Genomic DNA, 16,447 nt, shown 5'->3' with positions numbered 1-16,447 from the left:
GCAAACAATCATGAATGAGATCACGAGAAGAGCGGTGCTGACGCGCGGCACCATGGCCGTCGCGGCGGCATATCTTGGGGCAAGCGCTGTTCAGGCAGCAAGCCAGAGCCCACGCCTCAAAAATGCGAAGTTTAAGTCCATCGATGCCGCGATTGAGAAGGCAGTCAATGACCGCACGGTCGCTGGTGCAGTAGCTATGGCTGCAACGCAGAAGGGCATCGTCTATGAAGGCCTCTTCGGCAAGGCAAATGTAGACACCGGTACCGCGATGAGGCCTGACACGGTCTTTTGGCTTCTGTCGATGACGAAGGCGATTACGGCGACCGCATGCATGCAACTGGTTGAGCAGGGCCGCCTCAAGCTGGATGACGATGCGTCGAAATACCTGCCGCAGCTTGCTGCACCCAAGGTGCTGGTGGGTTTTGATGCCAACGGTCAGCCACAGCTGCGTCCCGCCAGGAACTCAATCAAGGTTCATCACCTTCTGACGCATACCTCCGGCTACACTTATGCGAACTGGAGTGATGTGATAGTGCGGTACGAGACCGCCACCGGCTTACCCGATATCGCCACCTGCCAGAACGCCGCCTTCAATGTGCCGCTCGAATTCGAGCCGGGGGAGCGCTGGCAGTACGGCATCAGCATGGACTGGACTGGCAAGCTGGTCGAAGCTGTTAGCGATCAGTCGTTGGAAGTCTATTTTCGCGAGAACATTTTCGCGCCACTTGGAATGAAGGATTCGGGGTTTCTGATCAGCAGCGAGCAGAAGCGCCGTGTCGCGACATGCTTCAGCAGAGAGACTGACGGCGGCTTGAAAGCGATGCCGTTCGAGATGCCTCAGAGGCCGGAATTTTTCATGGGCGGTGGCGGCGCCTACAGCACCCCGCACGACTACATGATGCTCCTTCAGGCATTGCTCCATGGAGGCAAGTTGAACGGGGTTCAGATCCTCAAGCCTGAGACCGTCGCGATGATGATGCAGAATCAGATCGGGGATCTGAATGTTCGCAAGATGGAGTCGGCCGCACCGGCCTACTCGAACAGCTTCGATCAGTTTCCGGATCAGAAGCACAAATGGGGCTACTCCTTCGACATCAACACTGAGGCGGGCCCGCACGGCCGCTCTGCGGGAAGCGTGTCCTGGGCCGGACTGCTCAATTGCTACTTCTGGATCGATCCCGTCCGTAAGGTTACCGGATCCCTCTTTACGCAGCTCCTTCCCTTCTATGACGACCGCGTCGTTGCTCTCTACGGCGACTTCGAACGCGGGCTCTATGACGGCCTCGCTTAATCTCTCCTCTTTCTGAATGGAAAATCAGACATGTACGCTATCACTGGAATCACCGGCAAAGTCGGCGGCGCGCTCGCGCGGACCCTGCTTGCAAACGGCAAGGCCGTCCGTGCGATCGTTCGCGATCAGGCCAAGGGCGCATCGTGGGCCGCTCTCGGCTGCGAGGTTGCTCTAGCCGAGATGGAAGATGCAAAGGCGCTGTCGGCGGCCTTTGCCGGCGCCGAAGCCGTATTCATTCTTCCGCCGTCCGAGTTCGACCCCGAGCCTGGCTATCCCGAGGCGCAAAAGGTGGTCGACAGTGTCGTCGCCGCTCTAAAGACCGCACACCCGAAAAAAGTCCTCTGCCTGTCGACGATCGGCGCAGACGCGAAAGAGGACAATCTGCTGTCCCAGCGCACGATGCTGGAAAAAGCCCTCGACGAACTTGACCTGCGTGTCACCTTCCTCCGGCCCGCATGGTTCATGGAAAATGCACTTTGGGACGTAGGCGCGGCCCGCGACACTGGCATTCTTTACAGCTTCCTGCAGCCCGCGGACAAAAAGTTCCCGATGATCGCAACGAAGGACATCGGGATCCTGGCGGGAGAACTAATCCAGCAGGATTGGACCGGAAAACGGGTCATCGAGTTGGAGGCTGCTCAGCGTGTATCGCCAAATGACCTCGCGCAAGCGTTCGAAGTTGCGCTCAAGAGGCCGGTGAAGGTCGAGGTTGTCAACCGCGAAACCTGGGAGGACCTGTTCCGCTCGCAAGGGATGAAGAACCCGACGCCGCGTATTCGCATGCTCGACGGCTTCAATGAAAGCTGGATCGAGTTCAAGGACAGCGGCCGCCTCGCGAAAAAGGGAAATACCTCGCTGCAGCAGGTCGTAGACGCACTCGTTGCCGGTGACAGCACCGACGATCGCGCCTGATAGAGCGATTAGGATGCAGGGGGTTCTTCCGCCTGCGTCTCCAGCTTTGTTGTGGAAGGAGAATATCCAATGGACACAATCGAAACGCAGGGCGTGACGATACCTCGTCTTGGCCTCGGAACGTTCCGGATGCCGGGCGTCAGCGCGCAGCCGGCGGTGGAAACCGCGCTTTCGCTCGGATATCGGCATATTGATACCGCGGCAATGTATGAAAATGAGGCGGCGGTCGGTGCCGCAATCGCAGGCTCGGGCATTCATCGCCGCGAACTCTTCGTCACGACCAAGGTCTGGCACGATCAACTGGCGCCGGAAGCTTTGCAGCGAGCCTTTGCTACAAGCCTCGAAAAGCTGAAGATGGACTATGTCGATCTTTTTCTCGTGCATTGGCCATCGGCCGACATGGACATAGCCTCAACCCTGACTGCGATGGCGCGTCTTCGTGAACATGGCTATGCGAGAGCGATCGGCGTGTGCAATTTCAACATGCCAATGATCCGGCGCGTTGTGGAAGACATACAGGTTCCGATCGCAGTTCATCAGATCGAGTACCATCCGTATCTGTCGCAAGCGCCGATGCTTCAGTACCTGCGCACCAAGGGAATTGCGCTGACTGCTTATGCCCCTTTGGCGCAGGGCCGCGCGGCGAGCGACCCAATCCTGCAGTCGATTGGCCTGAAACACAATGTTAGCGGGTCGCAAGTCGCTGTCGCATGGCTCCTCGGCCAGGAAGGGGTGATCGCGATCCCGAAGGCTGCGCGAACCGAAACTCAAAAGGCAAATCTCGATGCAGCATCGATCCGGCTGGATGACGAAGACGTCTCCTTGATAGCCTCCCTCCCCAAGGACCAACGCTTCGTCAATCCGCCGTTTGCGTGTGACTGGAATGCCACCGACTGAGACTGGGCGATTATTCAGGAGCGCTTTGGGTCACGACAGTGAGCGAGCCGCGTGTCCTCTACAGTGAATTTGTGATCGCGCACCCGATGGAGGGCGGCGCTGTATCAGGCGCCATGTCCCAAACGTGGTCGCCTTTCGGCGAAGAGGCTTCACTGGGTCAACTTCGATCCAAGTAGTTCCTGACAGCCGATAAAATCAAATGATTAGAATGAAAAGGATAGCGTTTTGGATACTGATTTCGACGTGGTGCGACCGCTGGGCGTCATTGAGGAGTTCTTCTGGCTCTTCGATCATAGTTGTCCCAAGCATTTCTGTATCGTCGCAGAGATAAAGGGACGAACTCTCGTGACTGATTGGAGGGCGGCTGTGGATGCATTGCAGGCACGTCATCCAATGCTATCTGTTTCGATCGATTCCACGCGACAGCGAGTACCCCATTTCCACAGATGCTCCCGACGCCCCATCCCGCTGCGCGTCGCGCCTTCTGGAACAACATGGGAGAGAGAAGCGGAACGTGAGATCAGTACGCTGTTTGATCCGACGAAGGGGCCGCTTGCTCGCGTGGTGTTGATCCATGAGCTTGAGAAGTCGTTCATTCTGCTGGTCACCCATCACGCGATTGCTGATGGCTTGTCATCAATCTTTATGCTGCGCGATTTACTTTCGGCAATTTCGGGGCAGCGACTGGATCCCTATGAATTCCCGCGCTCGATCGACCAGAAATTGGGTGTTCCTACACGGCCATCATCGGCGCCTGGCAAGAAATTCTCGCACACGCTGGCTGTCGAATGCCTGAAAAAGCCTGTGCACGTCACAAGCCTCATCCTCAAACCCGAAACGACTAGCCTACTTCGCGAGCGTGCTCGTCTTGAACGGACCACCATACACGGTATCGTTTGTGCCACAGCAACTTTGGCAGGGCGCAGTATTGACCCAACGTGGCGCGACGGTGCGGTAAGCATCTTCTCTCCGGTGGACCTTCGCAAGCTACTGGAGCTAAACGACGAGTGCGTTGTTGCAATAGCCAAAGCTACAACGTTGATCGAACCCAACGCGCCTGACGATGCGTGGGAGATGGCTAGGTCCGTCACTGCTTCCTTACTTCCGCTTAAGACGCTAGAAGGCGGAGCGCCCGTATTCAGTGCGGTCTATGATGCAATGTCGACTGACATGGATGAAGCTGAAGGCGCTCGTTTCAACGCAGACGCCTTCTCCGAAACCATGCTTGTCTCCAATCTTGGGCAGCTTCCTTATTCCTCATCGATCGGAAATCTGACGATCGAGGCTCTTTGGGCTCCTGTCGTCCTTCGAGGCCATGATGGCGAGCAAACCATTGGCCTCTCGACCGTCAACGGCGCGCTCCATCTCGTCCATTCCAGCTGGTACCCTCTGCCCGGCTTCTTAGAAGAGATCGAGCACAGACTGCAAAAGGCATCGATTTGACCTCCACACGCCCCAAACGAGCATGACGATGTTGCTGCGGTACTGCCAAGTTGTTTGAGGCTGGCGTGTCAGGTATCGACGCGCAATGAAATTGCCGCGCCTTTTTCCCCGGCTGAAGGGGTTTCGCTTTCCGCGTGAGATTGTTGCTTATGCGGTGGGGGCCTATTACCGGTTTTCGCTGAGCACGGCGGATGTGGAAGACCTGCTTGCTGAACGCGGCGTGATCGTCAGCCGGGAAACTGTCCGATTATGGATTAATCGCTTTGACCGCCATTTTGCCACCTGCATTCGCAGGGACCGCCCCAAGCCAAATGACAAGTGGCATATGGATGAGTCCGTCATTGCAATCGGCGGACAGAAGTTCTGGCTCTGGCGGGCGATCGATGCGGATGGCGATATGCTCGACATCTTGGTTCAGCGGCGCCGCAACACCAAGGCGGCCAAGCGTTTCTTCTCCGGACTGGTCAGGCAATTTGGCGAGCCGCGCGTCGTCGTGACGGACAAGCTTGGCAGCTATGTCAAGCTTATACAGACCCTGGCGCCGGATGCCGATCATCGGGCGCATAAGGGCGTGAACAACAGAATTGAAAACTCGCACCGGTTGACCCGAAAACGCGAGAAGATCATGGGGCGGTTCAAATCGCCTCGTCAGGTGCAACGCTTCCTGTCAGCCCATGACCAAATCAATACGATCTTCCGCGCTCGCCGCGACAGTCTTACCGCCATTTCATACCGCTATGCGCGGATTGACGCATTCGGCCTGTGGGCCGAGTACACCGCTGAATGGCGGCGTAAAATAGCCGCCCCGTAATGGCACGCGACCAGCCTCAAACAACTTGGCAATACCGGTAGGACAAGTGCTCAAGCCGGTCATAGGAGCGGTATATCCGCTCACGGCTACATCGGACGCCCATCGCCGGATGGAGGCGGGCGGGTTGTCTGGGAAGGTCATTCTGACGGATTTTCCTGAATAACGCAGGCACACGGTAAGTCCGACCAATCGCCTTGATGGGAATTAAACCGGGGGCCTTGCTTTCGTAAGTACCTTGGATACTTGATTTCCTTAAGGCACTTGACGCCTCACCCGTGCGGTCGCAGTTAGATAGTTGTTGCGACGGAAGCCTAGCTCAAGATTAGCCTGATAACCCAATGCGTTTTAGCGCGGTCGATGACACGACTAAAATCCAAATCTCGAAATGGGCCTCGTCGAGCAATGGCGTTATCTTTCGATCAGTCAAATTGTTTGATTGGAACCAGCTGATGACTGCTGGGAAAGGCATCCAGTTTCAAGTGAGACGTGGCACGCTAACGCTGTCAACTATGATAGAATTTTCCGCCGGACATTGCGGCGTTCGGCGATGTCGCATTGTTTCATTTACCCACCCGCGAGCCTTTGCTCATAAACTCTGGCAGTTTCGCCGGTCGCAACCTCCTACATGTCAGGCTCAATATCCCTAAGGGCAGATGACATGACATCGCCCTTGGAAATCACCATTGTCTCAAGCGGCCAATCGTAGAAACTCTTAACCGCTCGAAGCTCTTCCTCAGAGTTGTCGTACTTTGACCGTGACAGGCTCTGACGATATCATAGCGTTGCGCAACGGCCGACCAAAGACAGGAACGTCTATCTCAAAGACATCCCCTGCCACCGTTGTCACGCCATTGGCGCAACTGAGGATCGCTGCGCCGAAGAAATAGGCATGCAGGTCGCCTGGGCGGCGAAACATCTCATAACGAAAATGATAATGTTCCAGATTCTGGATCGAATGCGACATATTCGCTTCGCCGCTCAAGAACTCACCTTGCCAGATCGATGCGCCGTCGCGCAGAATCTGGATCCGGCCCTCAACATTTTGCGGCAAGGTGCCAACAAGCATTTCAGGACCAAAGGAGCAAGCCCTGAGCTTGGAATGCGCCAGATAAAGATAATTCTGCGCTTCCGTCACTTGGTCCGAGAACTCGTTGCCGATCGCAAAACCGAGGCGCCAGGGCGTACCATCCGGGCCGATCAGATAAAGACCGACGATCTCGGCTTCCTCGCCACCGGCCAGGGCAAAGGATGGCAAGGGCAACGGCGCTTCCGGCGGCACAACACAGGTGCCAACCCCCTTGAAAAACCACTCCGGCTGCACGCCGATCTCGCCTTCCGCCGGCTTTCCGCCGTCGAGACCCATCTGAAAGATCTTCATAGAGTCAGTCATCTCGGCTTCGGGGCCGTGAGCAAGGTCATGCATCCGGTCCCTGGCATCAGCGCTGCCGAGATGGGTGAGACCGGTACCCGTGATCAGGAAGCGCGCCGGTTCCGGGTGGTCAAGCGGTGGCAGGATCCGCCCTTCTGCGACAATGGCGTCGTAGTCTTCGCGTTCGTCGCCGAGTTGGCCGGAGACGACCTCGTCCAGACTGATACCCGAGGAGATGGCTGTCTGCGCCAGATCGTAAACGGTGTGCTCGCGTGTGGTCAGACGAAGTTCGCCATCAGCACCGACGGCGCCGACACGCCGCTCGCCGCGTCTATTGGTGAACTGAACGAGGCGCATTTGGGCTCTCCGTGGTTTGGTCGATCACTATCGCCTTCTCGAGGAAGGCGGCGGATCTCAAAGGTTTTGGGACGGGCACCAGCCCGATGAGACGGCAGGCAATTGATTAGTGATGAAGCCGGAAGCCTCAACGCGCAGGACATCAGCCGCGGAAATAAGCGAACATTTTAAGCTCACACCCAAATTGTTCTGTTGTACCGAACGACGTTCTGTTATACAAACGATAGAGCGCTGGAGCGGACCTGTCAACTGCAGGGCCGACTGGCCTGCATCCCACCCGTTCAACGAGGCTTCCGTGAAAGAAGAAACGGCCAAGACCGACGACAAATACGCACTTCGCAGCGTCAGCCGCGCGCTCGATATCCTCCATGTCCTGGGTGAACACAGCGCCGAGGGAATGACTGTCGCAGAACTGGCCGACAGTATCGGGGTGTCGAAAAGCACCGCATTTACCCTGCTGCAGACCTTGCTCGCGCGCGGTTTCATCACCGATGAACGGCTCGGGGGTTCACGACGTTACCGGCTCGGACTGGCGCTGGTGCATCTGGGTGATCGCGCCGCCGCCAACACCGGCATCACGCAGATCGCCATGCCGCTGCTGCAGCAGCTGACCCAGGAAACCGGGCTCACATCTCGCCTTGCCGTCCTTGACGATGGCTACGCGGTTGCCATCAGCCGTGTCGATGCGCCGGGTATATTCCGGCTGGCCGGCTCGCTGGGCACCCGGGAATTGCCGCATTGCTCGGGTGTCGGCAAGGCCTTGCTGGCCTTGCTGCCACCGGCCCGCGTCTTTCAGATCCTGAAGCGGATAGGCATGCCGAGCCGCACCGAACATACGATCACCGAACCTGCCGAGCTTGTGAAGAACCTCGTTGACGTCGCCGACCGCGGTTATGCATTCGACGACGAGGAAGACAATCTCGGCGTCATATGCGTGGCAGCTGCCGTCACCGACCGCAGCGGCGATGGCGTTGCGGCCATCAGCGTCACCAGCATGAAGGGCGGGCGCAGCCTGGAGGACATGCATGATCTCGGCCGCGCCGTACGGGCGTGTGCCGACAAGATCAGCCGATTGCTTGGCGCGAACATTCCTGACGCTTGATTGAGCGAGCGGCACGGCCGCTGACGGCACAGCAAGACGCACGCCGACCTGCAACGACGACAGTTGACAAACCCACGAAGACACCCCTATCATCCGTATAACCGAACGGCGTTCCGTATAACAGAACAATTTTGACAGACATCCCGGAAAAGAACTGAGGGCATCCTGGGGAACGGGTGCACCTTTCAGTCGCCCGGCTTTTCAGAAAGCTTTTACGTGACGACATTCTCGGACATGTTCAATTTCGATGGCTTCAGTGACTACCTGCCCGATCTCGTGCGGGGAACGAGCACCAGCCTTGAACTTGACGATGTGCGTCATGCCCATCAGCCTGCCTTGCGGGCTTCTGCAGCCTCTGGCCAAGGTCGGGCGTTCGAAGCTGCTGCGGGTCCTTGCTTCCGCCTACATCGAAATCATCCGCGGCACTCCGGCGCTTCTGCAGCTGTTTTATATCTATTTCGTTCTTCAGGCTTTCGGCATCCGCCTAAACCCTTTCATGGCCGGCGTCATCGGCCTTTCAATCAACTACTCGGCCTATCTGTCCGAGGTTTACAGGGCCGGGATTGTCGCTGTTCCGAAAGGACAGGTGGAGGCTGCCAAAGCCTCTATGTCGAACAGGTCACGCAGGCCGATACCGGCTGCGATTTCGATTTCCTTGTCGGCCGCCGCGATGCCGGCATCCCCCGTAACTCCCATTAGGCGGAACGCATGATGAGCAACCAGCCGATCAATTTTGCCAGCTATCCAAGCCTCAAGGGCAAAAGCATCTTTATCACCGGCGGCGGCGGCGGCATCGGCGAAAGCCTGGTCAGGCACTTTTGTGCCCAGGCCAGCCATGTGGCGTTCGTCGACATCGCCGAGGAACCGTCGCGCAAGCTTGTCGACGCGATCGCGGCTGATGGGGATCGCCCACCGCTTTTCATCCCCTGCGACATCAGGGATATCGAGGCCCTGAAGGCAGCGGTTGCCGAGGCCGCCGAGCGGAGCGGCCCGATCCAGGTGCTCTGCAACAATGCCGGCAGCGATGATCGCCACCAGACGGAAGACGTGACCGTCGCCTATTGGGATGATCGCATGGCCGTAAACCTGCGCCATCAGTTTTTCGCCGCGCAGACCGTGCGTCCCTATATGAAGGCCCTTGGCGGCGGTTCGATCATCAATTTCGGCTCCATCACATGGATGGTCGGTGACCCTGATTGCCCGGCCTATGTCACGGCCAAGGCCGCTGTCTACGGCATGACGCGTGCCCTGGCGCGGGAACTGGGGCCGGAGCGGATCCGCGTCAATTGCATGGTGCCGGGCTGGGTCATGACCGAGCGGCAGATGCGCCTTTGGCTGACGCCAGCCGGCGAACGCCAAATCGAGGAACGGCAATGCCTTCCCGATCGCCTGCAGCCTTCCGACATCGCGCGCATGGCCCTGTTTCTCGCCGCCGACGACAGCGCCATGTGCACCAGCCAACAGTTCATCGTCGATGGGGGCTGGGTATGAGATCGAGGGAAACCTATTCGGAAAGCCGTTTCACAACCGGGTCGAACGGAGGTCCCCAGCCGGTCTGGTGACCGTCACACGACCACTGCGATAATTCACTTACCGATCGCATTTGAACACCAAACAAAAAAGGGAACGACAATGGGATTCAAGACGCTTTTTACAGGGATGGCCGCCGCCAGCCTTGCCGTGTCGATGATGGCATCGACCGCCTTTGCCGAAAATCTCCGCGTCATGGCCTGGGATGGCTATGCCGACAAGGACTGGGTGAAGGAATTTACCGCAGAGACGGGCATCGGCGTCGATGTCGTCTTCATCGGCAGCGATGATGAAGCATGGGCAAAGATGAAGGGCAGCGAAGGCAAGGATTTCGACGTCTTCGCCGTCAATACCGCCCAGCTCCAGCGCTATATCGCAGCCGACCTGGTAACGCCGATCGACGTCGATGCGCTGCCGAACCAGAAGGAAGTGCTGCCGCGCTTTCGCGATCTGACCACCGTGCATGGCGACACCAAGGACGGCAAGGTCTACGGCATTCCCTTCTGCTTCGACTCGATCGGCCTGATTTACGACACCGACAAGGTCAAGCCGGCGCCGACATCGATGTCGGTCCTGTGGGACCCGGCCTACCAGGGCAAGGTGCTCGCCTATGACAACGGCGAGCACAATGTGTCCTTCACCGCCCTCACCCTCGGCTACCAGGATCCGTTCCATCTCGACGCGAAGCAGCTGGCGGCCGTCCAGGCCAAGCTGATTGACCTTAAGCACAATGTGCTGAGCTTCTACACGACGGCTGACGAGGCCCAGCAGATCTACAAGGACAACGACGTCGCGTTGATCTGGGCCAACTACGGCCAGCAGCAGCTCAAGGCCCTCCAGGCCATCGGTGCCCATGTTGCCTACATCAATGCGAGCGAAGGCGCGCTGGCCTGGCTCGACAACTGGGTCATTTCAAAGGGCGTCCACGACAAGTCTGCGGCCGAGAAGTGGATCAACTTCATGATCTCCAAGACGGTCAGCTCGCAGCTCTCGGAACGGACCGGCTTCGGCAACACGGTCACTGCAACGGCAAGCGCCGGCGGTAATGACAAGCTGATCTGGCTCGACAATGTCGAAGATCCGCTCAAGCGTTCGGATATCTGGAACGAGGTCAAGGCAACGCCTTGATCCTCAACACGGACTCTTCTTGAATAAGGTGGCCCGGCTCCTTCCAGGCCACCGCTTCCTTCAGACCGAGAGTATAAGATGACACAATCTCTGGACCTGCTCAGTCTGCGGGCCGTTTCGAAAAGCTATGGCCCGGTACCGGTGCTGCACGAGATCGATCTTGCTATCCGGGATGGCGAGTTTCTCACGGTTCTCGGACCTTCCGGCTCCGGCAAGACAACGGTATTGCGCCTGATTGGCGGCCTTGAATCGGTAACATCGGGGGCAATCTATCTTGATGACCGCGATATCAGCCGCGTGGCGATCAATCGTCGGCCATTCAACACCGTCTTTCAGGACTACGCGCTTTTCCCGCACATGACCGTTGCTGCCAATATCGGCTATGGTCTCTCCATTCGCCGCAGGCCTCGGCCCGAGATAAAGCGCCGTGTGACGGAGGCCCTGGATCTGGTCCAGCTCGGCAAATTCGCTGACCGCTATCCGGCGCAGCTCTCCGGCGGCCAGCGGCAGCGCGTGGCCCTGGCGCGCGCACTCATATGCGAGCCACGCCTCGTCCTGCTCGATGAGCCGCTTGCCGCGCTCGATTTGGAATTGCGCCGCCAGATGCAGGAATTCCTGAAATCGATCCAGCGCGAAATCAAGACGACCTTCCTTTTTGTCACCCATGACCAGGAGGAGGCCATAGGCATGGCCGACCGGATCTGCGTCATGGAGTCCGGCCGCATCCGCCAGCTTGGAACCCCGCATGAACTCTACTACAGGCCCAGCTGCGAGTTCGTCGCCCGCTTCTTCGGCGAGAACAACCTGGTGCCAGGAAAGCTGGGCGTCGTCGACGGTGACTTCCGTGCGATTGATACGCCGCTCGGGCGGCTCAGCTGTTGCATCGGAAACCAGCCGGATCTGCGGGCGGCTGCCGAAGGCCAGGCGGCCTTTGCCGTCTTCCGTCCCGAAGCGCTGAGCCCTGCAGGTGCGGAAGATAGCGTCAATCGCTTTTCCGGCTCGGTGAGAGACTGCGCCTTTAGCGGCTCATCAACCGTCGCCCATATCGATGCAGCCGGACAGCATCTCCGGCTGCGCGTCCCCAGCCGCGCCACAGGAAGCCAGTTTCGGCAGGGAGAAACGATGGCGCTGTCCTTTTCCGCGCGCGAATCCCATCTGGTGCTGGCATGAACGGGCGCTCAGGCCGATATCAGGCGCTTGTCACGCTGCTCGCTTTCGCGCTGCCGGTCTTCTTTATCGTCGCGCCGTTGCTGATGTTCCTCGCCTACAGCTTTTTCAGCGTCGACCACGGGGAGATCAACTACACCCTGACCGTCGCCAACTACGTCCGCTTCTTCACCGAGCCGGTGTTCCTGCCGATATTCTGGAGCACCTGCGTGCTGTGCCTTTCCGTGTCGGTCATCTGCGTGCTGCTCGGCTATCCCGCCGCCTATTTCCTGACGACCCTGCATGGGCGCTGGCGATACATCATGCTGATGATGCTCATGGTGCCGCTTCTCATGAGCTACGTCATCAAGATCTACGCCATCCGCAGCATCCTCGGACAGAGCGGCTTTCTCAATACCATGCTCGTGGGACTGGGCATCCTGGAAAAGCCTTCGTCACTCTTCGTATTCAACATGAACGCCATCCTCCTCACCCTGACGCTGCTCCTGATCCCCTTCGCCATTCTGCCGATCTTCCTGGCGCTTGAGCGAATTCCGCAGGTGCTGCTGCGCGCCTCCGCTGATCTGGGCGCAAGCAGTATCCAGACATTCATGCGTATCACGCTTCCCTTAAGCGTTCCCGGCGTCGCCTCAGCTACGAGTTTCGTCTTCGTCCTTGCCATCGGCGACTTCCTCACACCGCAGATGGTTGGTGGCGTCAATGGCTTCACCTTCGGCCGCATTCTCTACAGCCAGTTCGGAACGGCGTTCAACTGGCCGTTTGGCGCAGCCCTTTCTGTCGCACTCGCCGTGGTCGTCATCGCCGCGATCCTGGCCGGCGAGCGCTTCGGCCGCCAGAAGGGACTGCCCCGATGAACAGCATGCGCCTTTCCACCATTCTGCTCGCAGCCATCACCGCGCTGGTCGCCATATTGCTTTACAGCCCGCTGTTCGTGCCTATCGTTTCGTCGTTCTTTGTCATAAACCACGGGCAGGCGGACTGGTCGACGCCGACGCTTTCCGCCTACATCGCACTGACTGAAAACACCGACGTATTGGCCGCCCTGCGTGCCACCCTGATAGTCGGCCTGTGCACCGTCGTGCTTTCCGTTGTCTGCGGCACGCTTCTGGCGCTCTACTATCACAGTCATCGTGCAGGTGGCGGTGCCTTGCAGTTCATCGTCTTCCTCCCATTCCTGATGCCGCCCGTCATCAGCGGCCTGGCGCTGCTGATCTTCTTTCGCGAGATAAATTTCGATCGATCGCTGGTGACCATCGTCATCGGGCACACCATTTTCGTTCTGGCAATCGTCTACCGGACGATCCTGACCCGCCTGCAGTCCGTGAGCCGGACTTTGGTGGAAGCCTCCTATGATCTGGGCGCAAACGGCTGGCAGACGTTCTGGCGCGTGATCCTGCCCAATCTCTCCAGCGCCATGGCCGGCGGTGCGATCCTCGCCTTCGCGCTGTCATTCGACGAGACGATGATCACGATCCTCGTAACCGGCACCCAGAGCACACTGCCTGTGCGGCTCTGGGCGATGATGCGTCTCGGTTTTTCGCCTGACATCAACGCGCTGGTCGCGCTCGTCCTGCTGTTCACAGTTCTCCTGTGCGGCCTGACCGCACGCTTCCTCATACCGAAGCAGGTTGCCGGCTTTCATGGATAGTGAGAGCATCGTGAATTTTACCGGGAGCTGAGTCGGATGTACTATGAAACCGTGCGCGTTGCAGACGAGCGTCTGCCGGACGCGCTGATTGTGACAGACTCCCGACGCTCTGCTATTTTCCCCCGCGAGCAGCAGACTCTACGATTGTCTTCGATCGCTTTTCTTGTATTTTATCAATAAAATCATTGATTTAGCCGCGCACGATCTTGATGTTCATTTGCCTCTTTTCACGAGAGTAGTCACGTAATCTTAAGCGAGTAACCTATCCTTGGAGGTCCACGCCACTTGGCCTAAGTTCTGATTGAAGGGAACCGAACTACCGACCCCGTAAATAAGCGCAGAAGATTAAGCTACTTCGAACTTTATCCTTTGCGCCCCTTGCCATAGTGTCATCTTCCCAAGTTCTGCAGGCTGATCCAAATTCGAGGTAATCGTAATAAAGTGATTGCCGGCAAGTTGGCCCATCTTGGACGAGAAACCGACACCGCCATAGGCAATCAGGATTTCGGTTTCACTGATGCCACCGGGATAAAGGATGATGTGGCCAGGTGCCGGATGGTTGGTGTGGTTCTCATAGCTCACGCCAAATTCGTAATTGCCCAACGGTATCCACACCTTCACCTGACCAGCGGACGTGCACGATCTTTCCGCTGAGCGGCATCTGTTTAAGGAATGCCTCGCAGGTTTTCGGCGCCTTCTCGGTTTCAAGCTTTGCATCGAAGGTGAAGGGGCCGGCGATGATTTTCAGTTTCATTGTCATGTCGCTTTATGCCTGGCCGCGAATTCCAACGGGGCGCGTGGTTGCTGGGCGATATTTGCCCTGCCCCTTCTTGCCGACCAGAATTCCGTTTGGAATATGCCGGAAATTGACAGAGCCCTTTGGATTGCGCTTGCCTTGCGGGTCATCATAACGAAACGGGCAGTGATCCGACGAAAAGAGATCGAATAGACCCGTCTCAATCCCCCGCCAGCAGTCCGCCTGTGCAGCCTCATCTCTCGGCGGCGGCGAACAGACCATCTTGGCGCCTTCCCAATCCATGCCATCAAGATCCTTGGCAGTTAGCACCAGATATTGCGGGCACGGTTCCCCTACCACCTTCACGCCTCGCGCACGCGCCCTTGCGATCTCGTCCATGGCTTCGCCGTTGGATACGTGGACGATGACGATCGGCACATCGACGACCTCCGCCAGTGACAGCGCGCGATGTGTCGCTTCACACTCGACGGCAATCGGACGCGTCGAGGCATGCGCGCGGGGTGCCACGTCGCCGGCAAGCTCGTGCTTTGCGATCAGGAACAGGATCGCGTCCTCGTTTTCGCAATGGACCATGACGGTGGCGCCCGTCTCGCGCGAGACGTCCAGCACCTTTAGAATCTCAGCATCGTTCAGGCGCAGACCCTCGTAGGTCATGAAGACCTTGAGGGAAGTGTATCCATCGGCAACAAGCGCCGGCAGTTCCTGACCGAGAACCGATGCGGTCGGATCCGAGATGATCAGATGAAAGCTGACATCCGTATAGCATTGGCCGTCGGCAAGAGCGTGATAGGCCGTCAACGCTTCCCGCATTGACTGTCCATTCTCTTGCAAACAGAATGGCATGATCGTTGTGTTGCCCCCGAATAGAGCGGATAGCGTGCCGCTCTCGAAATCATCTGCCATGACAATCCCTTCCCCGGAAGGCTGGGAAATATGTACATGGCTGTCGATGCCTCCGGGCAGCACGAACTTGCCTGAAGCATCGATGCGGCGCTTGCTGCCGGTAAGGTTTTGGCCGATCTGAACGATCTTGCCATCCTTGACGGCGATGTCGGCTGCAAAAACGTTAGCCGCCGTCGCGACCGTGCCATCGGCAATGATCAAGTCGAATTCGCTCATTTTCTGTTACTCGCCCGGATTTCATTGGCAGCACGGGCGGCGTCGACGACAGCCGCCCCGGTCTTTCGGCTATGATCAAGCATCAGCAGGCCTGCAAGGGTAGCGTCGGCCTTGACGATCGCCTCGAATATCGCCTGATGCTCGGCAACAGACTCTTTCCAGCGCTGTTCCGAGATCAGTGTCTCGTGGCGATTATGGACCGAGTGCTTCGTCAACGTCATGTGGGTGTTCGACAAGGCCGGATTGCCCGCAAGATCGACAATAAGAGCATGAAGCTTCTGGTTAGCCTTGAAATAGCTCTTCTGGTTCCGCTTCGCGTAGGCCTCGCCCATCTGATTGTGCAGACGCTCGATTTCGGTCAACGCCTTGGGCGTCAGCTTCGAAACAGCGATTTCGATGGCATGCCTTTCGAGAGCGCCAAGCACATCAAACACGTCGAACAGTTCTTCGGCAGAAAACTGGCGCACGCGTGCTCCGCGACCCGGCAGCAACTCAAGCAGCCCCTCTGACGCAAGGAGCTTCACCGCCTCGCGCATGGGCGTGCGCGAAACGCCGATCGCCTGGGCAAGGGCAACTTCGTTCAGCCGCTCGCCAGCAGGCAAGTCGCCACGACTGACCATTTCGCGAAGCTTGTCGACGACGTGATGATGGAGGGACGCGCGCTTTATCGCCACCGCATAAGGTGCTGGCGAAGGCGTATCATCGTCGTCATCCATGACTGTTTCCCCGAATGTTCTCACCCGTATCCGTCTCACTGATATCGAACTGACTGGTCATCGAGCAAGCATTTTGCATGCTCAAAAATCAAGCATTCTGGCCATATTGAAAGCATGCATATAATTACATAAATAATGCACTTTGTAAAGATATATAATATAATCAATGAATTAGAAATTGGCATATTGCTTGCAAAGCC

At 57.8% G+C, this 16,447-nt stretch carries 15 protein-coding genes and 2 pseudogenes; 13 read left to right on the top strand and 4 right to left on the bottom strand.

What is annotated here, in order from left to right; translation table 11 throughout:
• Positions 1-10: 10 nt before the first annotated feature.
• The 6 genes from AB8B29_RS31210 (at position 11) to AB8B29_RS31185 (ending at position 5,517) form a co-directional block, all read left to right on the top strand.
• A complete protein-coding gene (locus tag AB8B29_RS31210; protein ID WP_174157137.1) occupies positions 11-1,291 on the top strand; it encodes a serine hydrolase domain-containing protein in 1,281 nt (426 codons plus the stop codon).
• 30 nt (positions 1,292-1,321) lie between these two features.
• A complete protein-coding gene (locus tag AB8B29_RS31205; protein ID WP_113102564.1) occupies positions 1,322-2,203 on the top strand; it encodes an NmrA family NAD(P)-binding protein in 882 nt (293 codons plus the stop codon).
• 69 nt (positions 2,204-2,272) lie between these two features.
• On the top strand, positions 2,273-3,100 hold the full coding sequence (locus AB8B29_RS31200; RefSeq protein WP_113102563.1) for an aldo/keto reductase: 828 nt from the start codon (positions 2,273-2,275) through the stop codon (positions 3,098-3,100).
• A 225-nt stretch (positions 3,101-3,325) separates the two neighbouring features.
• A complete protein-coding gene (locus AB8B29_RS31195) occupies positions 3,326-4,543 on the top strand; it encodes a phthiocerol/phthiodiolone dimycocerosyl transferase family protein (protein ID WP_113102562.1) in 1,218 nt (405 codons plus the stop codon).
• Positions 4,544-4,628: 85 nt separating this feature from the next.
• Positions 4,629-5,354 (top strand): IS6 family transposase, encoded by a 726-nt coding sequence (locus tag AB8B29_RS31190; RefSeq protein WP_113102561.1) that lies wholly within the window; start codon positions 4,629-4,631, stop codon positions 5,352-5,354.
• A 46-nt stretch (positions 5,355-5,400) separates the two neighbouring features.
• Positions 5,401-5,517 carry a zinc-binding dehydrogenase gene (locus AB8B29_RS31185; protein WP_312865292.1) on the top strand — a complete coding sequence of 39 codons (117 nt, stop codon included), beginning with the start codon at positions 5,401-5,403 and terminating at the stop codon, positions 5,515-5,517.
• Between the two features lie 570 nt (positions 5,518-6,087).
• Here AB8B29_RS31185 and araD1 read toward each other — a convergent pair.
• The gene (araD1, locus tag AB8B29_RS31180; RefSeq protein WP_113102559.1) at positions 6,088-7,080 is read right to left on the bottom strand and encodes an AraD1 family protein; all 993 of its coding nucleotides are present in this window, start codon (positions 7,078-7,080) and stop codon (positions 6,088-6,090) included.
• A 295-nt stretch (positions 7,081-7,375) separates the two neighbouring features.
• On the opposite strand from araD1, the gene AB8B29_RS31175 reads away from it, so the two are divergent.
• The 7 genes from AB8B29_RS31175 to AB8B29_RS31145 all read left to right on the top strand — a co-directional run bounded on the left by AB8B29_RS31175 (position 7,376) and on the right by AB8B29_RS31145 (position 13,655).
• Positions 7,376-8,182: an IclR family transcriptional regulator gene (locus AB8B29_RS31175; RefSeq protein WP_162734487.1), complete on the top strand. Its 807-nt coding sequence runs from the start codon at positions 7,376-7,378 to the stop codon at positions 8,180-8,182.
• Positions 8,183-8,501: 319 nt separating this feature from the next.
• Positions 8,502-8,894 carry an ABC transporter permease subunit gene (locus AB8B29_RS31170; RefSeq protein ID WP_376774261.1) on the top strand — a complete coding sequence of 131 codons (393 nt, stop codon included), beginning with the start codon at positions 8,502-8,504 and terminating at the stop codon, positions 8,892-8,894.
• Positions 8,891-9,673 carry an SDR family NAD(P)-dependent oxidoreductase gene (locus tag AB8B29_RS31165; protein ID WP_376774260.1) on the top strand — a complete coding sequence of 261 codons (783 nt, stop codon included), beginning with the start codon at positions 8,891-8,893 and terminating at the stop codon, positions 9,671-9,673. Before AB8B29_RS31170 ends, AB8B29_RS31165 begins: the two co-directional genes overlap by 4 nt.
• Positions 9,674-9,814: 141 nt before the next feature.
• Positions 9,815-10,840, top strand: a complete 1,026-nt coding sequence (locus AB8B29_RS31160) for an ABC transporter substrate-binding protein (RefSeq protein ID WP_113102556.1) — start codon at positions 9,815-9,817, stop codon at positions 10,838-10,840.
• Between the two features lie 78 nt (positions 10,841-10,918).
• Positions 10,919-12,010: an ABC transporter ATP-binding protein gene (locus AB8B29_RS31155; RefSeq protein WP_047557180.1), complete on the top strand. Its 1,092-nt coding sequence runs from the start codon at positions 10,919-10,921 to the stop codon at positions 12,008-12,010.
• Positions 12,007-12,861 carry an ABC transporter permease gene (locus AB8B29_RS31150; RefSeq protein WP_113102555.1) on the top strand — a complete coding sequence of 285 codons (855 nt, stop codon included), beginning with the start codon at positions 12,007-12,009 and terminating at the stop codon, positions 12,859-12,861. The genes AB8B29_RS31155 and AB8B29_RS31150 overlap by 4 nt, the downstream gene beginning before the upstream one ends.
• Positions 12,858-13,655 carry an ABC transporter permease gene (locus AB8B29_RS31145; protein WP_113102554.1) on the top strand — a complete coding sequence of 266 codons (798 nt, stop codon included), beginning with the start codon at positions 12,858-12,860 and terminating at the stop codon, positions 13,653-13,655. Before AB8B29_RS31150 ends, AB8B29_RS31145 begins: the two co-directional genes overlap by 4 nt.
• A 345-nt stretch (positions 13,656-14,000) precedes the next feature.
• Here the strand turns inward: AB8B29_RS31145 and AB8B29_RS31140 are convergent.
• The 3 genes and pseudogenes from AB8B29_RS31140 to AB8B29_RS31130 form a co-directional block, all read right to left on the bottom strand.
• A pseudogene (locus AB8B29_RS31140) lies at positions 14,001-14,409 on the bottom strand (DUF3830 family protein).
• Positions 14,410-14,496: 87 nt separating this feature from the next.
• Positions 14,497-15,531, bottom strand: a pseudogene (locus tag AB8B29_RS31135) (amidohydrolase family protein); the annotation flags it as partial.
• A complete protein-coding gene (locus tag AB8B29_RS31130; protein ID WP_439006983.1) occupies positions 15,528-16,247 on the bottom strand; it encodes a GntR family transcriptional regulator in 720 nt (239 codons plus the stop codon). The pseudogene AB8B29_RS31135 and the gene AB8B29_RS31130, both read right to left, overlap by 4 nt.
• Between the last annotated feature and the right edge of the window lie 200 nt (positions 16,248-16,447).

It is taken from the genome of Rhizobium sp. 11_C7_N12_5 (genome assembly GCF_051811145.1).
Lineage (GTDB): Bacteria > Pseudomonadota > Alphaproteobacteria > Rhizobiales > Rhizobiaceae > Rhizobium > Rhizobium lusitanum.
This window is presented reverse-complemented; position numbering and strand designations above follow the sequence as displayed.